At 61.0% G+C, this 20671-nt stretch carries 19 protein-coding genes; 17 read left to right on the top strand and 2 right to left on the bottom strand.

Annotated features, from left to right (window positions below; translation table 11 throughout):
• Positions 1-4: 4 nt before the first annotated feature.
• From AB4N92_RS12880 to AB4N92_RS12900, 5 genes are all read left to right on the top strand, one after another.
• Positions 5-1063, top strand: coding sequence for an HlyD family secretion protein (locus AB4N92_RS12880; protein ID WP_010214261.1), 1059 nt, complete (start codon positions 5-7; stop codon positions 1061-1063).
• Positions 1060-2505 carry an efflux transporter outer membrane subunit gene (locus tag AB4N92_RS12885; protein WP_010214260.1) on the top strand — a complete coding sequence of 482 codons (1446 nt, stop codon included), beginning with the start codon at positions 1060-1062 and terminating at the stop codon, positions 2503-2505. Before AB4N92_RS12880 ends, AB4N92_RS12885 begins: the two co-directional genes overlap by 4 nt.
• A gap of 74 nt (positions 2506-2579) precedes the next feature.
• Complete coding sequence (locus AB4N92_RS12890) at positions 2580-3089, top strand: sigma-70 family RNA polymerase sigma factor (RefSeq protein ID WP_010214259.1); 510 nt, start codon at positions 2580-2582, stop codon at positions 3087-3089.
• The gene (locus tag AB4N92_RS12895) at positions 3086-4036 is read left to right on the top strand and encodes a FecR domain-containing protein (RefSeq protein ID WP_069672882.1); all 951 of its coding nucleotides are present in this window, start codon (positions 3086-3088) and stop codon (positions 4034-4036) included. Before AB4N92_RS12890 ends, AB4N92_RS12895 begins: the two co-directional genes overlap by 4 nt.
• 92 nt (positions 4037-4128) lie before the next feature.
• Positions 4129-6582, top strand: coding sequence for a TonB-dependent siderophore receptor (locus AB4N92_RS12900; protein WP_236267472.1), 2454 nt, complete (start codon positions 4129-4131; stop codon positions 6580-6582).
• A gap of 130 nt (positions 6583-6712) precedes the next feature.
• On the opposite strand, the gene AB4N92_RS12905 is transcribed toward AB4N92_RS12900, so the two are convergent.
• Positions 6713-7417, bottom strand: a complete 705-nt coding sequence (locus AB4N92_RS12905; RefSeq protein ID WP_236267470.1) for a DUF3142 domain-containing protein — start codon at positions 7415-7417, stop codon at positions 6713-6715.
• Positions 7414-9582, bottom strand: a complete 2169-nt coding sequence (locus tag AB4N92_RS12910; protein ID WP_154974334.1) for an outer membrane assembly lipoprotein YfiO — start codon at positions 9580-9582, stop codon at positions 7414-7416. The genes AB4N92_RS12905 and AB4N92_RS12910 overlap by 4 nt, the downstream gene beginning before the upstream one ends.
• Before the next feature lie 168 nt (positions 9583-9750).
• Here AB4N92_RS12910 and AB4N92_RS12915 point away from each other — a divergent pair, with 168 nt between their 5' ends.
• From AB4N92_RS12915 to AB4N92_RS12970, 12 genes are all read left to right on the top strand, one after another.
• Positions 9751-11355 (top strand): glycosyltransferase family 39 protein, encoded by a 1605-nt coding sequence (locus tag AB4N92_RS12915; RefSeq protein ID WP_021491670.1) that lies wholly within the window; start codon positions 9751-9753, stop codon positions 11353-11355.
• A gap of 33 nt (positions 11356-11388) precedes the next feature.
• A complete protein-coding gene (locus AB4N92_RS12920) occupies positions 11389-11634 on the top strand; it encodes a DUF2789 domain-containing protein (protein WP_021491669.1) in 246 nt (81 codons plus the stop codon).
• A 101-nt stretch (positions 11635-11735) separates the two neighbouring features.
• Complete coding sequence (locus tag AB4N92_RS12925) at positions 11736-13208, top strand: Fic family protein (protein ID WP_031290698.1); 1473 nt, start codon at positions 11736-11738, stop codon at positions 13206-13208.
• Between the two features lie 127 nt (positions 13209-13335).
• Entirely contained in the window at positions 13336-13995 is a 660-nt protein-coding gene (locus AB4N92_RS12930) for a hypothetical protein (protein ID WP_144410405.1), read from the top strand.
• Entirely contained in the window at positions 13992-14408 is a 417-nt protein-coding gene (locus tag AB4N92_RS12935) for a hypothetical protein (protein ID WP_080938467.1), read from the top strand. Before AB4N92_RS12930 ends, AB4N92_RS12935 begins: the two co-directional genes overlap by 4 nt.
• Entirely contained in the window at positions 14402-14569 is a 168-nt protein-coding gene (locus AB4N92_RS12940) for a hypothetical protein (RefSeq protein ID WP_021491665.1), read from the top strand. The genes AB4N92_RS12935 and AB4N92_RS12940 overlap by 7 nt, the downstream gene beginning before the upstream one ends.
• Before the next feature lie 284 nt (positions 14570-14853).
• Positions 14854-15264, top strand: a complete 411-nt coding sequence (locus AB4N92_RS12945; protein ID WP_010214249.1) for a MarR family winged helix-turn-helix transcriptional regulator — start codon at positions 14854-14856, stop codon at positions 15262-15264.
• The gene (locus AB4N92_RS12950) at positions 15261-17339 is read left to right on the top strand and encodes an FUSC family protein (RefSeq protein WP_010214248.1); all 2079 of its coding nucleotides are present in this window, start codon (positions 15261-15263) and stop codon (positions 17337-17339) included. The genes AB4N92_RS12945 and AB4N92_RS12950 overlap by 4 nt, the downstream gene beginning before the upstream one ends.
• Entirely contained in the window at positions 17336-17545 is a 210-nt protein-coding gene (locus AB4N92_RS12955; RefSeq protein WP_010214247.1) for a DUF1656 domain-containing protein, read from the top strand. The genes AB4N92_RS12950 and AB4N92_RS12955 overlap by 4 nt, the downstream gene beginning before the upstream one ends.
• Positions 17542-18432: an efflux RND transporter periplasmic adaptor subunit gene (locus tag AB4N92_RS12960; protein ID WP_010214245.1), complete on the top strand. Its 891-nt coding sequence runs from the start codon at positions 17542-17544 to the stop codon at positions 18430-18432. The genes AB4N92_RS12955 and AB4N92_RS12960 overlap by 4 nt, the downstream gene beginning before the upstream one ends.
• Entirely contained in the window at positions 18429-19871 is a 1443-nt protein-coding gene (locus tag AB4N92_RS12965; protein ID WP_010214243.1) for an efflux transporter outer membrane subunit, read from the top strand. Before AB4N92_RS12960 ends, AB4N92_RS12965 begins: the two co-directional genes overlap by 4 nt.
• Positions 19872-19952: 81 nt before the next feature.
• Entirely contained in the window at positions 19953-20585 is a 633-nt protein-coding gene (locus tag AB4N92_RS12970; protein WP_010214242.1) for a hypothetical protein, read from the top strand.
• The last annotated feature ends 86 nt before the right edge of the window (positions 20586-20671 follow it).

Below are 20671 nucleotides of genomic sequence, written 5' to 3' on the forward strand. Positions count from 1 at the left end.
GTTCATGAAACGCAAAGACAAAATTGCCGTCTCCGTCATCGCCGTGTTTGCCGTCGGCGTGCTGGTGTACCTGGTCGCGCCGGGCGTGCTGGGCAGCAAGCGCCAGACCACCAATGACGCGTTCGTCGCCGCTGACTTCACCCTGGTGGCGCCGCGCGTGGCCGGCTTTATCAAGGAAGTGCTGGTGGAAGACAACCAGCGTGTCAAAGCCGGGCAACTGCTGGCATTGATCGACGACCGCGACTTCCGCGCTGCCGCCCAAGCGGCTGATGCCGATACGTTGGTGGCGCAGGCCCAGCTGAAAAATGCCACCGCCACCTTGGAACGCCAAAGCTCGGTCATCGCCCAGGCCCAGGCCACCGTCGCGGCGGATCGCGCCGAAATGGCCTTCGCCGAACACGAACTCAATCGCTACAACCACCTTGCCGGTGTCGGCGCGGGCACTGTGCAGAACGCCCAGCAAGCCAAGACCCGTATCGACCAGGCCACCGCGCGGCTGGCGAATGCCACGGCGGTGCTGGCGGCCGAACGCAAGCAAGTGGAAATCCTCACCGCCCAGCGCGATGCCGCCGAGGGCGGGCTCAAACGCGCCCAAGCCGCGCTGGAACTGGCCAGCTTTCAACTGTCGTACACGCGCATCGTCGCGCCGGTGGATGGCATGGTCGGCGAGCGTGCGGTGCGGGTGGGCGCGTATGTCACGCCGGGCAGCAAGATCCTCGCGGTCGTGCCGCTGGAAGAGGCGTACGTGGTGGCCAACTTCCAGGAAACCCAACTCTCCCATATGCGTGCCGGCCAGGCCGTGCAGGTGCGTGTTGACAGCCTCGACGGCGAATTGCTCAACGGTCATCTGGAGAGCCTTGCGCCCGCGACGGGCGTGACGTTTGCCTCGGTCAAACCGGATAACGCCACCGGCAACTTCACCAAGGTGGTGCAGCGCATTCCGGTGAAAATCGTCCTCGAACCCAACCAGGCACACACCGAGCGCCTGCGGGTCGGCATGTCGGTGGAAGCCAGCGTCGACACCCAGTCGGTCGCGCAGACGCGTGAGGTAGCCCAGCAATGAAGCGAGTTGCCTGGCTCACGTTGAGCCTCATCAGCCTGAGTGCCTGCACGGTCGGTCCAGACTTCCAGAGGCCGCAGGGCCCGCAAGTGACGCAATGGAGCGAGCCCCAGGGCCGCCAGGCGGCCAGCCGTGCGGTCAACGATCCGTTGCAGGAACGTTGGTGGGATGTGTTCCACGACGAGCAACTCTCGGCCCTTACACGCCGTGCGCTCACCGATAACCTCGACCTGAAGTTGGCCAGCAGTCGCCTGCAACAAAGCCGGGCCGTACGCCAGGTGACCACGGCCGAGCGTTATCCCAACGTCAACGCCAACGGTGATTACCAGCGCAAACGCAACAGTGGCAAAGGCTTGAGCGACCCGTCCGGCAACAACGGCCGTTCGGCATTCAACCAGTGGGACATGGGTTTCTCCGCGTCCTGGGAGCTGGACTTCTGGGGCCGCGTCAAACGCGAAACCGAAGCCGCCGACGCCACCTTGCAAGTCGCCGAAAACGACCGCCGTGCCGTGCTGTTGTCAGTGTTGGCCGAGACCGCTCAGAACTACATCCAACTGCGCGGTGTACAAAACACCCGCGCGGTCACCGAGCAGAACCTCGACGTCGCCCGTCACAGCCTCAAGCTCTCGCAGTTGCGCCTGGCTGACGGTGTGGCGACCGACCTGGACGTCGCCGAAGCCGCCGCCCAGGTCGCCGCTATTGAAGCGCGACTGCCGGATCTGCAACAGCGTCAGGACCAACTCATCAACGCCCTCAGCCTGTTGATGGGCGAACCGCCGCAGGCGCTGCATGCGCAACTGTCCAAGGACGCCGCCGTGCCGCAAACCCAGCGCCAGGTCGCGATTGGCCTGCCGTCGGAGCTGGCTGAGCGCCGCCCGGATATCCGCCAGGCCGAGGCGCGTTTGCATGCCGCCACCGCGAGCATCGGCGTGGCCAAGGGCGATTTCTACCCGCGCATCACCTTATCCGGCAGCCTCGGTTCCCAGGCCATGCAACTCTCGGATTTCGGTTCCTGGGGCTCCCGTGCCTTTGCCTTCGGCCCGCAGTTCAGCCTGCCGCTGTTCAATGGCGGGCGTTTGCAAGGCATGTTGAACCTGCGCGAAGCCCAGCAACAGGAAGCGGCGCTCGCGTACCAGCAAACCGTGCTGCGTGCCTGGCATGAGATCGACGACCAATTGACCCGCTACAACGCCAGCCAACTGCGCCGCGACAGCCTCGCCGAAGCCGTGCGTCAGAACCAGATTGCCCTGCGCACCGCGCAGCAGCAGTACGTGGAAGGCGTGGTGGATTTCGTCAACGTGCTCACCGTGCAAAGCGCGCTGCTGGCCACGCAGGAGCAGTGGGTGGACAGTTCGACCGGCGTGTCGCTGGCGATGGTTGGCCTGTACAAAGCGTTGGGCGGGGGCTGGGAATCTGTCTACCCGCTGCAAACCGTTGGGCGCTGATCGACAAAGAGTTTTTGTCAGTCGCGAAATAAGGTGTAATGATAATTGCTCTCAATAGTACGCCTGAGCTTTTCATGGACACCGCGACTGACGGCCAGCAACAGCTTCATCTCCTGTACCGCGACCATCACGGCTGGCTGCAAGGCTGGCTGCGCAGGCGCCTGGGCGACCGCGAGCACGCGGCTGACGTGGCGCAGGACACTTTCCTGCGCCTACTGGTGTCCGGACGATTCCCGGGTGACAAGGAAAGCCGCAGCTACCTGGCGCAGATCGCACGCAACCTGGTGATCGACCAGTGGCGGCGTCTACGCATCGAGCGTGCCTATCTGGAAAGCATCGCGCACCTGCCCGAGCCGGAATCGCCGTCCCTGGAAACCCGCGCGCTGATCCTCGAAACCCTGATGCAGATCGACGCCATGCTCGACCGCATGCCCGACAACGTGCGCCAGGCGTTTTTGCTGTCGCAGTTCGAAGGCCTGAGTTACGCACAGATCGCCGAACGCTTGGGGGTGACTGTCAGCTCGGTACAGAAGTACATGACCCGCGCGATTGTTGCCTGCTACCAGGTGGCCTACGAAGAATGAGACACGACGCCCCCATCGCCCCGGCGGTTGTCGAGCAGGCCAGCGAATGGCTGATGCTGCAATGGGGCGGCGCCCTGCAAGGCGAACAACGCCAGGCCTTTGCCCGCTGGCAGGCCGCCGACCCTGAGCATCGCCGTGCCTGGCAGCGTTTGCAGCAGCTGCAGCAAACCCTCGGCAGCGTGCCCGCCGACAGCGCCCGCGCCGTATTGCGCGACACACCCGACACCCAACGCCGCGCTGCACTCAAGCTGCTCGGCCTGCTGTTGATGGCCGGCGGCAGTGGCTACCTGGTGCAACGCAGCGAGCCCTGGCAAGCCGCCTTCGCCGAATACCGCACCCGCACCGGCGAGATTCGCCACGTCACCCTCAGTGACGGCACGCGGCTTGACCTCAACAGCGACAGCGCAGTCGACCTGCGTTTCAGCCCCCGCGAGCGGCGTATCCGCCTGATCCGCGGCGAGATCCTGCTGACCAGCGGCCACGACCCCATCCGCCCGTTGATCGTCGAGACCCCAGCCGGCGTCGTGCAGGCGCTGGGCACCCGTTTTGCCGTGTGCGAACTGGCCGATGGCAGCCGTGTCGACCTGTACGAAGGCCGCCTCCGCGTAACGCCGACCCATGGCGCAGCCGTGCAGATGAAGGCCGGTGACAGCCTGTGGTTCGACGCGCGTCACAGCGCGTCGCTGGCGGCGGTGAGCGCCAACGCCAGCAGTTGGACCGAACACCGCCTGATCGCCGAGCGCCAGCCGCTGGGCGAGTTTGTTGCGCAACTGAGTCGCTATCGTCCGGGGCTGTTGCGGTGTGACCAGGCGGTGGCGGGTTTGCTGCTCACTGGCGTGTTTCCGCTGAACGATACCGATGCAATCCTAGCGGCACTGGAGCGCTCGCTACCGGTGCACGTACACGCGGTCACGCGCTACTGGGTGACGATCAAGGCGCGAGTCTGAACATTTTTTCATCCGTGCTTGTCGGTTTTTGCTTCCCGCTCGGGATACCTCTTGAAAGCCAATCAAGAAGCGTTCTCACGGGGAGTCCTGCAATGCCGCACCACCCAATTCAACCTTTGGCCCGCGCCCTGCGCCGTGGCTTGTTTGTCAGCCTGTTGGCGACGGTGCCGATGGTGCCGACGCTGGGCTATGCCGAAGAAAGTGCCGAGGCGCAGCGCAGCTACAACATCCCGGCCGGCAACCTTGACCAGGCACTGAACCGCTTTGCCAGCGCCTCTGGCATTTTGCTGTCGGTCGATGCCTCGCTCACCGAAGGCAAGCGTAGCGCGGGCTTGCAGGGGCGCTATGGGGTCGAGTCGGGCCTGGAGCGGCTGCTGATGGGCAGCGGCCTGATGGCGATGCAATCCCAGGGCGGGTGGTCGTTGCAGGCGGTGTCCAATGGCGGGCCTTTGCAACTGGGCGCCACCCAGATCAGCGGCCAGCAAACCCAGGAAAGTGCCTGGGGCCCGGTGGACGGCATTGTGGCGACGCGCAGTGCCTCCGGCAGCAAGACGGACTCATCGCTGGTGGAAATTCCCCAGACCATCAACGTGATCACCGCCGCCGAGATCAAGGCGCGCGGCGCGCAAAGCGTCACCCAGGCGTTGCTTTACACCCCCGGCATGACGGCGGGTGGTTTCGCCGACCGGGTCAAGTTGTTCGATGAGCCGACGTCCCGGGGCTTCTCGCCTACGCCCCTGTACCTCGACGGTCTGCACTTGCCTTACGGCGGCGGCAGCACTGGCGGTGCGTTGCAGATCGAGCCCTACTCCCTGGAGCGTATCGAAGTGCTCAAAGGCCCGGCCTCGGTGCTGTACGGGCAGAATCAGCCCGGCGGCATCGTCAACATGGTCAGCAAGCGCCCCAGCGAAACAGCGATCCACCAAGTGGTACTGGAAGCGGGCACCTACGAGCACAAAAGCGCGGCCATCGACCTGAGCGGCCCGCTGGATGAGCAAGGGCAATTTCTGTATCGCCTCACCGGCCTGGCCAATGACGGCCAGGACGAAATCAATTACGTCGAAAACAAACGCCAGTTCATCGCCCCCAGCCTGACCTGGCGGCCTAGCGATGAAACCAGCGTGATGGTGTTTGCCCAATACCAGAAAGACAAAGGTGTACCCGAAGCCCAAGGCCTGCCGGCGTCCGGCACTCTGTGGGACAACCCGAACGGTAAGATCAAGCGTGACGTGTTTATCGGCGAACCGGGCGTCAACCAGTACAACCGCGAGCAATACGCACTGGGCTACGAGATTTCCCATCGCCTGAACGACACCTGGACCCTCAAGCAAAACGCGCGTTACGCCGAGGTCGACGACCGCTATACCGCGCCGCTGCACGGCTACCGTTTTGTCGCCAACCCGGTCTCCGGCGTGCAGGACCAACGCTACCTGCAACGCTTCGGCGTGGACTGGGCGCAGAACAACAAAGTGTTTGGCGTGGACAGCATCGCCCAGGCTGAATTCGACACGGGCGCGCTGTCTCACACGATGATCTTCGGCCTGGATTACTACCATTCCAACTCGCTGTTCCATGGCCTGTATGACCGCAACCCACCGATCATCGACCTGTTCAAGCCGGTCTACGGCCAGCGCCTGAACTTTGGCCAGCCGTACCGCTGGGACCGCACCATCACCCAGACCGGCCTGTACGTGCAGGACCAGATCAAGCTGGATAAATGGGCGTTGGTACTGGGCGGCCGCTATGACTGGGCCAATGTGGTGAACAAAGAGCCCTTGACCGACACCCGCTTCGCCAGCAAAGACCAGGCATTCACGGGGCGTGCGGGCCTGGTGTATCTGTTCGACAATGGCGTGGCCCCCTTCGTCAGCTACACCGAATCCTTCCTGCCGCTGGCTGGCACTGACGCCAACCAAAAGCCATTCAAGCCATCGACGGGCAATCAATATGAAGTCGGCGTGAAGTACCAGCCGCCTGGCCAGAAGAGTTTCGTGCAGGTCTCGGTCTACCAGCTGGACCAGGAAAATGTGCTCACCACCAACCCGGTGGACACCACCTTCAGTACTCAAAGCGGCGCCATGCGCTCACGCGGTGTGGAGCTGGAAGCCAAGGCCGTTCTCAGCGATGCCTGGGACATCGTCGCTTCGGCCTCGCGCAATGACATCAAATACACCAAGGACAACGATGGCCGCGAAGGCCGTCACCCTGCCGGCATCTCACCGCTCACCGCGTCAATGTGGGTCAACTACAGCGTGCTCGGCGACACCCCGCTGGCCGGCCTCGGCGCAGGCCTGGGCGTGCGCTATGCGCGCCAAAGCCTGGGCGACTACTACGAGGGCGCCTTCAGTGTGCCGTCCTACAGTGTCTACGACGCCAGCCTGAGCTACGACCTGAGCCGTTCGCCACTCAAACTCAAGGGCGTGAAACTGGCGATGAACGTGCAGAACCTCACCAACAAGACCTACGTCTCGCAGTGCACCAGTAACCTGGATTGCTATTACGGTGAAGGACGCACGGTGGTGTCGAGCCTGACCTACGATTGGTAACTGCCCGCATACGGTAGGAGCGAGCGTGCTCGCGAAAAACGCATGGAGCACGCGCCGCTACCTGATAGCGCTGCGTTATCGTTGACGTCTTTCGCGAGCAAGCTCGCTCCTGCAGGTCGTGGTTGAAGTCTTAAGGGTTCTGCAAGAACACCACATAACCCCGAAACCAATCACTCCCCTGTAAATACCCCGGTTCCTCCCACGTCCCACCCTGGATCAAGCCAATCTTGAACGGCAGCCCCAGCCGGTTCATCCGCGGCAAGTACGCCGCGTAATCCGGGATGCTGTGCCGTCCCTGATAGGTCTGCACCACGACTTCATCCACCACGCCCTTGAGTTGGGCGATGACGGCTGGGTCGGCGTTGCTGCTCCAGTCCATCAGGCCGGTGATGCTCAGGCGCAGGTCGGCGGGCAGGCGTTGACGCAGGTCGCGCAGGAAGCTGGCGTATTCATGCAGGTATTGGGTGCGGGCGTCGAAGTCGATCTGGATGCCGACCACCGGGTTGCCCGCGTCGCGCCAGCGTTGCACCTGACCGAACAGTTGGCGGTAGACCTGCTCGGGCCAGTGCAGGGTGTGGGCGCGGTAGACGATCCAGATGTCGCCCTGGGTAAGGCGCGGCACACTGACGCCTTGGGCGATCATCTGCACGCCGCGCTGGGGCGCGCGGCGCGTGGAGTTGATCTGGCCCTGGAGGACGTACAGGGTTTTCGCCTGCTTGAGCACCGGCTGTGGCGTGACGCCGCTCCACAGCCAGAAGGCGTCATAGTCGCGGGCGTCGACGGCGCCGAAGGCCGGGCTTGCCAACAACAGCAAGCCTAACCACAGCTGCTTCACCAGTAGTACTGCAGCGATTTGCCCCATTGGGTGTCGGCGAAGCTGCTTTTCAGCTGGCGGAACCAGGCTTTGCGCACGGCAGGTTCAACGTCTTGCCCGCCGCAGCTGTTGTAGCCCGACGGTGCGTAACAGTTGACCGCACGGAACAGTGCGTAGGCCTTGTCATTTTTCGGCGCCTTGGCGTTGCCGATCACCTGTTTGTAGCCATCCAGCCGCGAGAAGGTTTCCCCCTTGAAGTCCGATGCGGTGCTGCCCAGGCTGCCGGCGGCGCGGGCCTGCTCCAACGGCATGCCGTCCAGGCCGTTGCGCAGGATGAACTCACCCAGGCAGTTCAGGCCCTGCGGGTTTTTCGCATCGGCCTGCAAGGTCGCGGCGGTTTGCGCGATGCTCGGGCAGGCGTAGCCGGACTCGGCTTTGTCGCCGTTCCACTGGAACAGCTTCAAGGTCTGGCTGGCGCTGTAGACGTAGCCCAGGCTGGTGCCCAGTTTGTCGTCCGGGGCGGTGGTCGGCAGTTGCTTGAGGTCGTCGGCGAACGTTGCGTACTGGCCGCGCAGCAGGTCTTTGTAGAGCAGCACGAATTGCGCAGTCTGGCGCTCCAGCGGGTCGCTGGCCTGGGCGATCTGCTGGCGCAGCAACTCGGGACCGGCGACGTTGCGCAGCAGGATGTAGCGCACCTGCTTGGCGCTGATCGGCGAATCGGCGGCAAACACCTTGGCCAATTGGCCGCTGCGCTCGTAGTTCATGGCCAGGGCCAATTCCAACTGATCGCGTTGCAGCGGTAACTTCGCCAGCGGCAGCAATTGCAGCCAGAGCGCTTCGGCGCCTTTCCAGTCCTGCTTGGCTTCCAGGGCCAGGGCGCGCAGGGTCTGTTGGCTGAAGGCGAAGTAATTGAGGCTCGACGGCACACTCTGGGGCAATTGCTTCAACGCGGCGTCCGGTTGCTGCTCGATGTACAGCGCGCACACCGCCAGCAGGTAGTCGTACAGTTCCGGCGCGCTGGCGAACGCTGCTTTTTGCTTCTCCAGGTCCGCGCGGGAAAGGGCGGGTTGGTTGCCGCCGCGCATCACCATCAGGTCGCTGACGAGCTGGATCATCGGCGTGGTGACGGTCTCGCTATTGACCATCAACAGCTTGAGGTCGGCTTCCTCCACCAGTTCATCCACCGACACATTGCGCTGCGCGTCTGTCGCTTCGGTCATCGACCAGGCGTAGGCCTCGGCGAGTTTGGTGTTATCTCCTGCCAACCAATAAACACGGCGCAACAGGCCACGGGCGGAGGCCAGGTATTCGCCTTGTGGATAAGTTTTCAGGTAGCCGAGAAAGCCTTCTTCGGCATCCCCCAGGGCGGACTTATCCACATGCTTGAGTTGCGGGATGCCGTATTCGTCAAAGGCTTCAGCCTGGGCCTGGTTCAAGGATGTACGCGCGGTCATGTACAGCGCGGTTTCCTTCAGCCAAGGCACCTGGCTGGAGCTGGCAGCGGCAAAACCGCGCTCAGCGTCACCGAAGCGACCGCTGTAGAAGTCGGCGGCGGCTTGCAGGTATGTACGGAACAGTTGGCCGTCGCTGGACTGGATCTGCTGGGCGTCCACCACCTGGCCGTCCCACGAACAGGCCGTGAGCAGTTGCAAGCGCGCCTTTATCAGCAGCTCACGCTCGGTCGCTGGCATGTCGGCCTTGATCACCTGGCTGATGAACGCAGTGGCGCTGTCATCATCGTTGCTGCGGCAACGGCTGCCCTCGCCATTCAGAAACGCTTCGCCTGCGGTCTTGTACTCGTCACGTTTGATGCCCAGCGGCTGTAGCAGCGTGTCGAGTTCGGCGGTGCGCGAGTCGTCCGGTTTGGTGTCGGGCTCGTCGCTGGTGGCGGGGACAGGCACCAGGCGATAGACCGGGAAGGGCACTGGGCCGAAGCCTTGGGCCAAATCGTCTTCACTCAAGGCATTGGGCGTAAGCGGTGCGGCCTTTTTGTCCGCCAGCAGCAGGCGCAGGTTCACGCGACTGTCGTTACCGGGGCTCAGGAAGGGCAGGTTGCTGCATGAATCGAGGCTGTCATGCGAGACGCGCCAATCGGGATAACACGAGTCGTCAGAGCTTGCCTGAGCGTGCTGGGTCATAGCCGCCAGCAATGTTAGTGCGAGGGGTGACAAAAAACCGATGCGCATGACGTGTCCTTGATCCTGAGTCCTTGGAGGAGGGCAATAATAGCGTGTTCCTGCATTTACTTCGGAGAGGCCCTGCACAAATTGCTGATTTGTCCGATTCCAGCAGCCAGCCTGGATCTTTTGTCCTAGAGTGGCGGTGTTTGCGCTTGGGCAATCAGGGGAATCGAGGTGCGTCGGTCTGTGGTAGAGCAAAACGAAAAGGTCGGGACGTTACCCGCACTTAACCGCCTCAGTTGGGAAGGTGCCGGTTGGATCAACCGTCTCTGGTGGGTGCCGATCCTGGCGCTGGCCATGGCCCTGCGCTTTTACCACCTGACGTCGGCGGCGATTTGGGGCGACGAGGGCTCAAGCCTGTTGCTCAGCGAATATGCTCTGGGCGACCTGTGGTTCCACGCCGCGCACGACGTGCACCCCCCGCTGTATTTTTTCCTGTTGCGCGGTTGGATCGAATTGTTCGGCGACAGCATCTGGTCGATTCGCGCCATGAGCGCCATTCCCGGCGTGATCGTCGTGGGCCTGGGCATCTGGCTCACGCGGCAATTGTCCACTCGTCGTGCGGCATTGCTGGCGGGGATCCTGCTGGCATTGTTGCCGACAGCGGTGCGCTACAGCCAGGAAGTGCGCATGTATTCGCTGCTGGGCGTGTGGTTGCTGGGCGCCACGCTGGCGCTGGTGTACTGGGTGCGTCACCCCGAGCGCTCGCGGTATCTGGCGGCGTACGGGGTGTTGATGAGTGCCGGCTTCTACACCCATTACTTCACCGCGCTGTGCGTGCTGGTGCATTGGGCCTACCTGGGCGTGCTGAGTGGCGCGATGCCGCGAGACCAACGGCTGATCACGCGCCCGGCCTGGTGGGTGGCCAACGCTGCGATTGTGTTGATGTACCTGCCGTGGTTGCCGAATCTGCTGGACCTGGTGCAGCACGTCGACCAGCTCAAGGTGGGCGGCGACATTGGTTGGGAAGAACCGGTCAACCTGTTCTCCCTGCCGTCGATGATCTGGCAGTTCGTGCTGCAGGATGAAGGCGTCGGCTTCTGGGCGCCGCTGTTCTGGTTGTTCCCGTTGCTGCTGGTAGCGGTCGTGGTCATCACGGCCTGGCGTGACCGCGAGCGCCATCGACCCGCCAGCCTGTTGGCGCTGCTTTTCCTGTTGCCACTGCTGCTGGTCTACGGCGTGTCGTTTATTTCCCCGGTGTTTATCGAACGTTACCTGACCGTATACGCCTTGAGCTTGCCGATCCTGCTGGCGATGGCCATCGACCGCTTGCCGTCGCGGTTTTCGCTGTTGGGGGCGGCGTTGTTCGTGCTGTTTGTCGGCGTGGAACTGGTGGGCTTGAAGAACAACTTCACCGTGGACGAACACGACCAGTTCAACGTGCCGGTGGAGTTCGTCAACCGCAATTACCAGGAAGACGACCGCATCGTCCTCAGCGACATGATGTGGTACCTCAGCTACGTGTATTACGACCAGACCGACGCCCAACTGCAGCTCTACACCCCGCCCAAACCTGATGGCACGCCCACCCGGCCGAATGCCTATGGCTTCGGCACCCTGGTGGACCAGGACGGCGGGCGTATTTACCTGGACCATCTGTCTGCACTGCCCGCCGACACCCGCCGCGTTTGGCTGATCAGCAGCAACGAAGCACCGGACGATTTCGCCCCGCTGCCTGAAGGCTGGCGCGAACTCAGTCGCCAGGATGGCGGCGGCGCGAGGGCGCGATTGTTTGTGGTGTGCAACGCACCGTCGGCGCAACCCGAGGGCTGCCGCTAGACTGGGTTAATTCATTTCTTTCAGGAGCCCGCCATGGAATCGCCCGTGCATAGCTTGCCGTCACTGTTCAAACAGCTGGGCCTGCCGGATGACCCGGTGAGTATCGAGCAATTTGTGGCGGTTCATTCGCCGCTCAAGCCGGAGTTGAAACTGGCGGATGCGTTTTTCTGGACGGACAGCCAGAAGGCGTTTTTGCGCGAGGAGATTTTGGAGGATGCAGATTGGGCTGAGGTGGTGGATGAGCTGAATTTGATGTTGCGGGGTGGGCGAGGGGTGTAAAAAAAACTTTGCTGAAACACGATAATGTAAAAAAAAATGGTGAGAGGTAAAAAAAACTGGGCTTTAATCGCTCAAGTGAATTTTTTCTGGGGAAGCTCACCTTGGCGACAGTCGGATATGCACATCTCTGCGAGTCGCTGGATTTAAAGGTCATCCCGCCTCACCGCGTCGCGATGATTAAACCCGTGACCAGAATCACCTTGATCGGCAACTGCCTGGCGGTTCCGCATGCCGTTGCACCTGCGCAACATGTCCTGTTTGAGCACGTGCTGTTCGCACTCAAGCATGAGGGTGTGAATCTCGCCATACTTGCCCAGGTTTTTGAACGTCTTGGTCCGGAGCCACTTTTGGCCGGTTTGGCGGAATCTCCCCATGGCGCCTTTATCCGTAAAGCCTGTTATTTGTGGGAAGGATTTACCGGGCGAGTGCTTGATTACGCACTACCTGTTCGGGGGCGTGTTGTTGCCTTGTTTGATCCCGAGCGCTATGTGACTGGCCCAAGCATCCGCAACAGTCGTTGGCGAATTGATTTTAATGGCCTGGGCTCTCTGCATTACTGCGCGACTGTGGAGAGAACGCCTGAGTTAGAGACGTTGTTGGCGCTTGATGTGTTGGGTCGCGCCAGATCTTTCATGGCAACCCTGCCTCCAGAAATGATGGACCGCGCGATCCAGTGGGCCTATCTCCACGAAACCCGCGATTCATTTGCTATCGAAAAAGAACAACCCAGTGAAGAAAAATCCCGACGCTTTGTCCAGCTTTTACGCCAGGCCCACGAAGGGCGGCTGCTGACAGAGGACTACTTGGTCGAGCTGCAAAACAGCACCGTCTCCAACCCGTTCGACAAAGCCGTCGCATTCCGCCATGAACAAAACCACCTGCACAACGGCCTGCGTGGTGCAGCGGGTGTCAGCTATGTGCCGCCTGCTCCGGCACTCTGTCAGGACCTGATGGAAGAATTGATGGCGTTCGCCAATCAGCCTGTGAGAGAGGTTGATCCATTGGTGGCGGCGGCCGTCACTGCTTTCGGCTTTGTGTTCCTGCATCCGTTCATGGACGGTAATGGGCGCCTGTCTCGCTTCCTGATCCACCAAACACTCTGCCACTACGGCGCGCTGGAGAACGGACTGCTGCTGCCTGTTTCCGTTGCGATGAAGCACGAAGAGGCGGCCTATCTGGAGGCGCTCAAGGCGTTCTCCCAACCCACGCGGGAATTCTGGAGCGTGACTTGGCTGGACGGCGATGAAATGGCCTTCGAGTTCATCGGCCACCCGTCGATTTACCGCTACTGGGACGCCACCCGCTGTGTCGAATTCACCCTGCAAATGGCTCGACGCGCATTGGAAGTGGAACTGCGTGAAGAAACCGAATTCCTCGACCGCTACGACCGCGTGATCAAGGCCGTGAACCAGCGTTATGACGTGCGCGGCAGTGATCTGTCGAAGCTGGTGATGATGTGCCTGGATAACGCGGGCAAGGTTTCGAAGCATCGGCGCAAGCAGTTTCAGTACAGCGTGGCGGAGGAGGTGTTTGAGTTTATCGAGGAGGAGACCCTGAGGTTAATCGAGGAGTAATAGGGCGGTTCTGAAATTTTGTGGAGAATATGGGAAATGTCCTATTTCTTTAAAGGAAACGGACGATGGTCGCGGCAGACGTTTTTTCTTATCAAAGGGAGGACCTCCTATTGACAAGAGATGCGACATGCAAAAACTAATTCCGCGTAGACAACTACAAAATTTTGATCCCTCGACGATTGAACTTGTAAGCCCTATTTTTGCGACATCAATTGTTGAGTCTCAACTTTCCTCTACTGCCCATTTATTTGGTTTGTCTGAACTTGTACGTTTGAGTTCGTGTGTAGGGAGGAATGAGCGAAAAGGAATACTTGAGAAAGTTAAAAGTGGAGAGTGGCTACTTATTTCAGAGCGGTTGGGCGCTTTAAATGACGCAGGTGCCAGGCGATGTATCCCTATTGGATTCTCTCCTCGCCAGCTTGAGGGCGAGGAGGTGGCAGGGCCGGGAAAATGGGCATTTTTTAGCATCGATTATGACGGAGTGAAAAACACCGCGATTATAGCCGTCAATCGATTAGGGTCTATGGGTGATCAAGGTCGAGTATTTGGTTCTGACGGTAAAGATTTAGCAAACACGACCAGAACACTCATTCAGCAATGGGTACCACTTAATGATTTCGAGGAGCACCGCATCGCGGATTCTGCCATACGTCGATATGGCGAGCTGCGGCATACCCCGCAACGGTTTCTGGAGGGAGAGGACAAGTGGCAGGTTGGGGGAAAATCGTGGCATTGGCAGCCAGTTACGCAAGATGAGGCGTATGAGATAAAGGGTGGAACAAAATGAGCCGTCGTAGAATTTGGCTGTTGTGGGGGGCGATGGATGCGATTTATCTCATTTGGTACTCAATCAATAGTTTTTTAAATAACAGAATTCCGTATTTAAGTGACGTGGTAAACGCTTCAGCTATTTTGCAGGAGCACAGTGTTGTGCAGCAATATATGTTTGTGTTGGCGTTAGTTTTACAGCTGTCAATATTTGCATCGTGCGCGATGTTTCTTCTCCAAAAAAAAACAGTTTGGTGGCTTGTTTTTTTTCAAGCGCCTTTACGGCTTGTGTTTGTTATTCCGTCTGTTTCACTTCTTTTTATAGGCGCGCGAATTGTCCCGCATTACAGCGTGCCGTTAATGCTTGGATTGATTGGCGCATCGGAGATTCTAAAAATCTGGAGCGTGTGGCGATGGAGCAAAAAATGCTGATGCTTTTATCTGAACGTGCATTTTCGCTGCGCTATGTGCCAGCGCCCGTACGAATCCTCCATCATCTGGTTACAGCTACATTGGTCTCGCTGCGCGACGGCTTGGAGATGATGGGCGAAATCCAGCGCCGCCTGGATGGCCAGGCCGAACAGCAGACCTGAAACCTAAACTGATCAAACTGTGTGTGTGGTTTGCCTGCGATAGCGAAGTTTCAGTCGACGTCTATCTCGACTGGACCGCGCCATCGTAGGCAAGCCCACACAGGCATTTTGCAGCGTCAGAAAATGCTGCATCCGCCCCCAAACCCGCTTTACTTACCCCTACCACCACCCATCCGCTAAATTGTTTCAAAACTTGACGCATTTCGATCCATCCACCATATTGATAGTTAGCAAACTAACTGTATGCGAACTATCCAGTGCCTCATTCTCCCGAACAACTCCAGATGAACCTCAGCAGCAGCATGGTGGTGGGCGCCCGTAACTGGCGCAAAATCTGCCAGACCACGCTGGTGAGCTATGGCATCTCCGAAGCCTGCGCCGTGCCGTTGTTGATGATCGGCCGCTTGGGCGATGGTGTGCACCAGGTCAAAGTTGCCCAGGCTTCAGGGATGGAAAGCCCGTCGCTGGTGCGCTTGCTCGACCGCCTGTGCACCGATGGTTACGTGTGCCGCACCGAAGACATCCATGACCGTCGCGCCAAGGCCCTGAGCCTGACCGAGCGCGGCCGCGAACTGGTGCAAGCGGTGGAAGGGCAGTTGGTGCGCCTGCGCAAGGAAGTGCTGGCAGACATTCCCCGGAGCGACATGGAAGCCGCGCTGCGTGTGCTGCGCGCCTTCGAGGCGGCTTCGCTTTGAACGGATTTTTTACCGGTTTCCCGCCCGCCCGTGATTGGTTCTATGGGGTGCGCACCTTTGCGGCCTCGATGATTGCCTTGTACATCGCCATGCTCATGCAAATGCCGCGTCCGTACTGGGCGATGGCCACGGTGTATATCGTTTCCAGCCCGTTTGTCGGCCCCACCAGTTCCAAGGCGTTGTACCGCGCCATCGGCACCTTCATGGGCGCGGCGGCGGCGGTGATTTTTGTGCCGATGTTCGTGCAATCGCCCTACATGCTGGTGGTGGTGATTGCCTTGTGGACGGGCACGTTGTTGTTTCTGTCCATGCACCTGCGCACCGCCAACAACTACGCGCTGATGCTGGCCGGCTACACCTTGCCGCTGATCGCGCTGCCGGTGGTGGATAACCCGTTGGCAGTGTGGGACGTGGCCGAGGCGCGTACCGAGGAAATCTTCCTTGGCATCGCGGTGGCAGCCGTGGTGGGCGCGATGTTCTGGCCGCGCCGGCTGATGCCGGTGTTTGATGGCTCGGTGGCCAAGTGGTTTGCCGATGCCCAGGTCTACAGCCAGCGCTTTCTGACGCGCAACGTTGAGCCTGACGAAATCAGCACGCTGCGCGGTGGCATGGTCGCCACCTTCAATACCCTTGAACTGATGATCGGCCAACTGCCCCACGAAGGCGCGCGCCCCCAGACGGTACGTAATACCAAGGAACTGCGCGGGCGTATGATTCACCTGTTGCCGGTGGTGGATGCGCTCGATGATGCGTTGTATGCCATCGAGCATCGCGCGCCGGAATTCCTCGATAAGATCACGCCGCTGCTGCAGGCGACCCGCCAATGGTTGGAAGGCACCCAAGACGCTGCGCCGATGGAAAGCTGGCGCGCCTTGCGCGATCAGGTCGATGCCTTGCAACCTCAAGGTGAAGCGCTGGACGATCGTCACACATTGCTGTTCTCCAACGCGCTGTACCGCCTGGGCGAATGGATCGACCTGTGGCAAGACTGCCGCAGCCTGCAAGCCGCCATCCAGTGCGAAAGCCAGGACACCTGGCGCGCCGTGTACCGCCATTGGCGCCTGGGCCGGCTCACGCCGTTCCTCGACCGTGGCCTGATGTTCTACTCGGCGTTTTCCACCGTCACCGCGATCATCGTTGCCTCGGTGCTGTGGATCCTGCTCGGTTGGACCGACGGCGGCAGCGCGGTGATCCTGGCCGCCGTCGCCTGCAGCTTTTTTGCCTCGATGGACGACCCGGCGCCACAGATCTACCGGTTCTTTTTCTGGACCGCCATGTCGGTGCTGTTCGCCAGTCTTTACCTGTTTTTGGTGCTGCCCAACCTGCATGACTTTCCGATGCTGGTGCTGGCGTTCGCCGTGCCGTTTATCTGCATCGGCACGCTCACGGTGCAGCCGCGTTTTTACCTGGGCATGCTGCTGACGCTGGTCAACACCTCGTCGTTTATCAGCATCCAGGGCGCCTATGACGCCGACTTCCTCAATTTCGCCAACGTCAACCTGGCGGGGCCGGTGGGCTTGCTGTTTGCCTTTGTGTGGACACTGATCGCGCGGCCCTTCGGTGCTGAACTGGCGGCCAAGCGCCTGACCCGTTTCAGTTGGCGCGACATCGTCAGCCTCACCGAGCCCGCGACCCTGGCCGAACACCGGCACATGGCTGCGCAGATGCTCGACCGTCTGATGCAGCACCTGCCGCGCCTGGCCCTGATCAACCAAGACACCGGCACCGCCCTGCGCGATTTGCGCGTGGCGCTGAATCTGCTCGATCTGCTGGCCTACTCGCCGCGCATCCTCGGTGTGCCACGGGTGTTGCTCAACCAAGTCGTCGAAGGCGTAGGCGGTTACTTCAAGGCGTGCCTCAAGGCCGGTGAACGCTTGCCTGCGCCGAGCGGTCTGCTGATGACCCTGGACCGCACCCGCCGCGCCCTCAACGGCCAGGGCCTGCAAGACGAAGACGACACTCGCCTGCACCTTTTGCACGCGCTGGCTGGCTTGCGCCTGTCACTGCTACCGGGCGTGGAATTTATTGGCGGCACCGAGATGGAAGCGCCGCTGCCTGATGGAGCGCCTTTATGATCGGTGATCTGGATATCAGCGGGGTCTTCCTGCCCACGCTGCTGGTGCTGATGGGCATTACGTACGTGTTGTTCCTGGTGGTGCACGGGTTGTTGACCCGGCTCCACTTCTATCGCCTGGTCTGGCACCGGGCATTGTTCAATGTGGGGCTCTACGCGCTGTTGCTGGGCGCGGTGGACTCACTCAGTCGATACCTGATGACATGAAAAAACCTTTTTTGACCATCGGCCGTGTCGTCCTGACCCTGTTGATCGTGACGTTTGCGGTCGTCGTGGTGTGGCGCATGGTCATGTACTACATGTTTGCCCCCTGGACCCGTGACGGCCACATCCGTGCCGACATCGTGCAGATCGCCCCGGACGTGTCCGGGCTGATCCAGCGCGTGGACGTGCGCGATAACCAGTTGGTGACCAAGGGCCAGGTGCTCTTTGCCGTCGACCAGGACCGCTTCAAACTGGCGTTGCGCCAAGCCCAGGCCGCCGTGGCCGACCGCCAGGAAACCCTGGCCCAGGCCCAGCGCGAGTACAAGCGTAACCGCGGCCTTGGCAACCTGGTGCCCAGCGAACAACTGGAAGAAAGTCAGTCCCGCGTGGCCCGTGCCCAGTCGGCCCTGGCCGAGGCTCAGGTGACGGTGGATTCTGCCCAGCTCAACCTCGATCGCTCGGTAATCCGCAGCCCCGTGGACGGTTACGTCAACGACCGTGCGCCGCGTACCCAGGAGTTTGTCACCGCCGGGCGCCCGGTGTTGTCGGTGGTGGACAGCAACTCTTTCCATATCGATGGTTATTTCGAAGAGACCAAACTCGACGGCATCCACGTCGGCATGGGTGTGGACATCCGTGTGATTGGTGACAACGCCCGTCTGCACGGCCATGTGCAGAGCATCGTCGCCGGTATCGAAGACCGCGACCGCAGCAGCGGCTCCAACCTGTTGCCCAACGTCAACCCGGCATTCAGCTGGGTGCGCCTGGCCCAGCGGATTCCGGTGCGCATCGCTTTTGATGATGTGCCGGCCGACTTCCGCATGATCGCCGGCCGTACAGCCACCGTCTCGATCATCGGCGATAAGGTTAAAGACGGAGACAAACCATGAAGCAGCTGTTGGCCACCGCTGCGTTGGGGTTGTTGCTGTCGGCCTGCCAAGTGGTGGGGCCGGATTACTCGCTGCCAGATAAAGCCGCCATCAACCGTGGCGACCTGCAAGGGCACATTGCGGGCGAGGGCAATAACGTAGTGTCGGCGCCGGTGCCGGCCGATTGGTGGAAGTTGTACAAAGACCCGCGCCTGGATGAGCTGGTGCGCCAGGCCATGGCCTCGAACACTGACTTGCGCGTGGCCGCCGCGAACTTGCAGCGTGCGCGCTATCAGACCCAGCAAGCTGAATCCGCAGGCGGCTGGAGCCTCGGCGCGAAGGCGGAGGCCCAGCGCCTGCAAGAGTCCGGCGAAGCGTTTTTGCTGGCCGACAAAGTCCCGGTGGGCAACATCGGCAGTGTGGGGATCACCACCTCGTATCAATTCGATCTGTTCGGCACCTTGCAGCGCGGCATCGAGAGCGCCCAGGCCAGCGCCGATGCGGCCCAGGCCGCTGCCGATATCGCCCGCATCACGCTGGTGGCCGATGTCGTGCGCTCCTACACCCAAGTGTGTGCGGCAAACGAAGAACTGGCGATTGCCAACGAGTCCCTCGACTTGCAAGCCCAGAGCACCCAACTGACCCAACGCCTGCGTGACGCCGGGCGTGGTGATGAAACCCAGGTGACCCGTTCGCAAACCCAATACAAATCCTTGCGCGCCGACATGCCGCGCTACGAAGCGCTGCGCCAAGCTGGTTTGTTCCGCTTGTCGATGCTGCTGGCCAAGCCGGTTGACCAACTGCCGGCGGGCACCGGCACCTGCGCTGAATTACCCCATATCGCCCAACTGTTGCCGGTCGGCGATGGTGCGACACTGCTCAAACGCCGTCCCGATGTGCGCCAGGCCGAACGTCAACTGGCCGCAGCCACCGCACGTATCGGTGTGGCCACTGGCGCGCTTTACCCGGATATCAGCATCGGCGCCACCGTGGGCACCGTTGGCCTGCTCGACAACCTTGGTCAGCCTGCAACCAACCGTTGGGGCTTTGGCCCGATGATCAGTTGGACTGTACCGACCAACGGCGCCCGCGCGCGCGTCCACGAGGCCGAAGCCGCAACCCAGGGCGCCCTGGCGCACTTTGACGGGGTGGTGCTCAATGCCATCCGCGAAACCCAGACCGGCCTTGCGCAATACACCGCGCAACTGCAACGCCGCGATGCCTTGGCCGAAGCCGGCGAGTCGGCCAAGGAAGCAGCAGGGCAGACTCACCGTTTCTTCCAGGCGGGACGCGCCTCATTCCTGGCCGACCTGCAAGCCACCCGCACGTACACCGATGTGCGCGCGCAACTGGCCGCGGCCAACACTCAGGTTGCCATGAGCCAGATCGATCTGTTCCTGGCCCTGGGCGGTGGTTGGGAAAGCGGACGAACGCAAGCGTCTCAGCCCAGCAAACCCTGAGCGAATGACTATGCTTTGACAGGTGGAGAGCCGTGACGCTCTGCCTGTCACTGTTCGCGTTTGCTCATGGGGATTCCAATAATGAAAAACCCTTATGCTCCCGCTTTCTGGTGCGTGTGTTTCGCACTGGTATTGTTGTCGGCTACCTACTTCTACGGCGTCATGCTGGCTCACCAACTCGACAAGGCGATGGTGTTTCTCGACAGCGCCTGCCTGGTGATCGGCACCCTGTCCATCGGCGTAGTGGCTTGGGCCTCTTACCAGAATCAACGGGTGAAGAAAAAACTCCTCGAACAAGGCAAGACCCGCGTGGCGATCTGGGACACCAAGGTCGCGCTGCGTCGGGTCGAGACCGTGTTCGACCGCTATTTCTGGGGCAGCTATTGGCAGCCGGGGCGGACCTTCCAGGAGGTCATGGGTGACCTCACTGGCACACCCCTGGAAAAAAGCCTCGAAGTCCTGAAGAAACAGTGCGTGGCCCTCGACCGGCAAGTGGCCGACGGAAGGCACTGGCTGAACAACGCGCGGGAATTGTCCGACGTGGCCACGCAAATGGCCCGCGAACGCTACCAACTGGACTTCTGCGACCCCAAGGCCGACACCCCCGGCAATGCCGTGATACACCGCGAGTTTGAGGTGCTGGTGTACACCTGGACGGCGCGCCTGAAGAGTTTCGACCACCAGTTGGATGAAATAGAGCTGGAGTATTCCTGAACCAGTCCTGAACTGAGGCCTCTGAAAAGCTGGGCCGTTCGCAGCCGCCAGTGCTAATCTTCCCCCGTTTTCGGCGGGCTTGAGCC

The organism is Pseudomonas sp. S3_A09, assembly GCF_054668065.1.

Excerpts from the sequence above, each read along its gene's own strand:
- AB4N92_RS12930 (WP_144410405.1), top strand. The coding sequence starts at position 13,336 with ATGCAAAAACTAATTCCGCGTAGACAACTACAAAATTTTGATCCCTCG.
- AB4N92_RS12960 (WP_010214245.1), top strand. The coding sequence starts at position 17,542 with ATGAAAAAACCTTTTTTGACCATCGGCCGTGTCGTCCTGACCCTGTTG.
- AB4N92_RS12945 (WP_010214249.1), top strand. The coding sequence starts at position 14,854 with ATGAACCTCAGCAGCAGCATGGTGGTGGGCGCCCGTAACTGGCGCAAA.
- AB4N92_RS12895 (WP_069672882.1), top strand. The coding sequence starts at position 3,086 with ATGAGACACGACGCCCCCATCGCCCCGGCGGTTGTCGAGCAGGCCAGC.
- AB4N92_RS12965 (WP_010214243.1), top strand. The coding sequence starts at position 18,429 with ATGAAGCAGCTGTTGGCCACCGCTGCGTTGGGGTTGTTGCTGTCGGCC.
- AB4N92_RS12880 (WP_010214261.1), top strand. The coding sequence starts at position 5 with ATGAAACGCAAAGACAAAATTGCCGTCTCCGTCATCGCCGTGTTTGCC.
- AB4N92_RS12940 (WP_021491665.1), top strand. The coding sequence starts at position 14,402 with ATGCTGATGCTTTTATCTGAACGTGCATTTTCGCTGCGCTATGTGCCA.
- AB4N92_RS12935 (WP_080938467.1), top strand. The coding sequence starts at position 13,992 with ATGAGCCGTCGTAGAATTTGGCTGTTGTGGGGGGCGATGGATGCGATT.
- AB4N92_RS12920 (WP_021491669.1), top strand. The coding sequence starts at position 11,389 with ATGGAATCGCCCGTGCATAGCTTGCCGTCACTGTTCAAACAGCTGGGC.
- AB4N92_RS12955 (WP_010214247.1), top strand. The coding sequence starts at position 17,336 with ATGATCGGTGATCTGGATATCAGCGGGGTCTTCCTGCCCACGCTGCTG.
- AB4N92_RS12910 (WP_154974334.1), bottom strand. The coding sequence starts at position 9,582 with ATGCGCATCGGTTTTTTGTCACCCCTCGCACTAACATTGCTGGCGGCT.
- AB4N92_RS12890 (WP_010214259.1), top strand. The coding sequence starts at position 2,580 with ATGGACACCGCGACTGACGGCCAGCAACAGCTTCATCTCCTGTACCGC.
- AB4N92_RS12970 (WP_010214242.1), top strand. The coding sequence starts at position 19,953 with ATGAAAAACCCTTATGCTCCCGCTTTCTGGTGCGTGTGTTTCGCACTG.
- AB4N92_RS12885 (WP_010214260.1), top strand. The coding sequence starts at position 1,060 with ATGAAGCGAGTTGCCTGGCTCACGTTGAGCCTCATCAGCCTGAGTGCC.
- AB4N92_RS12900 (WP_236267472.1), top strand. The coding sequence starts at position 4,129 with ATGCCGCACCACCCAATTCAACCTTTGGCCCGCGCCCTGCGCCGTGGC.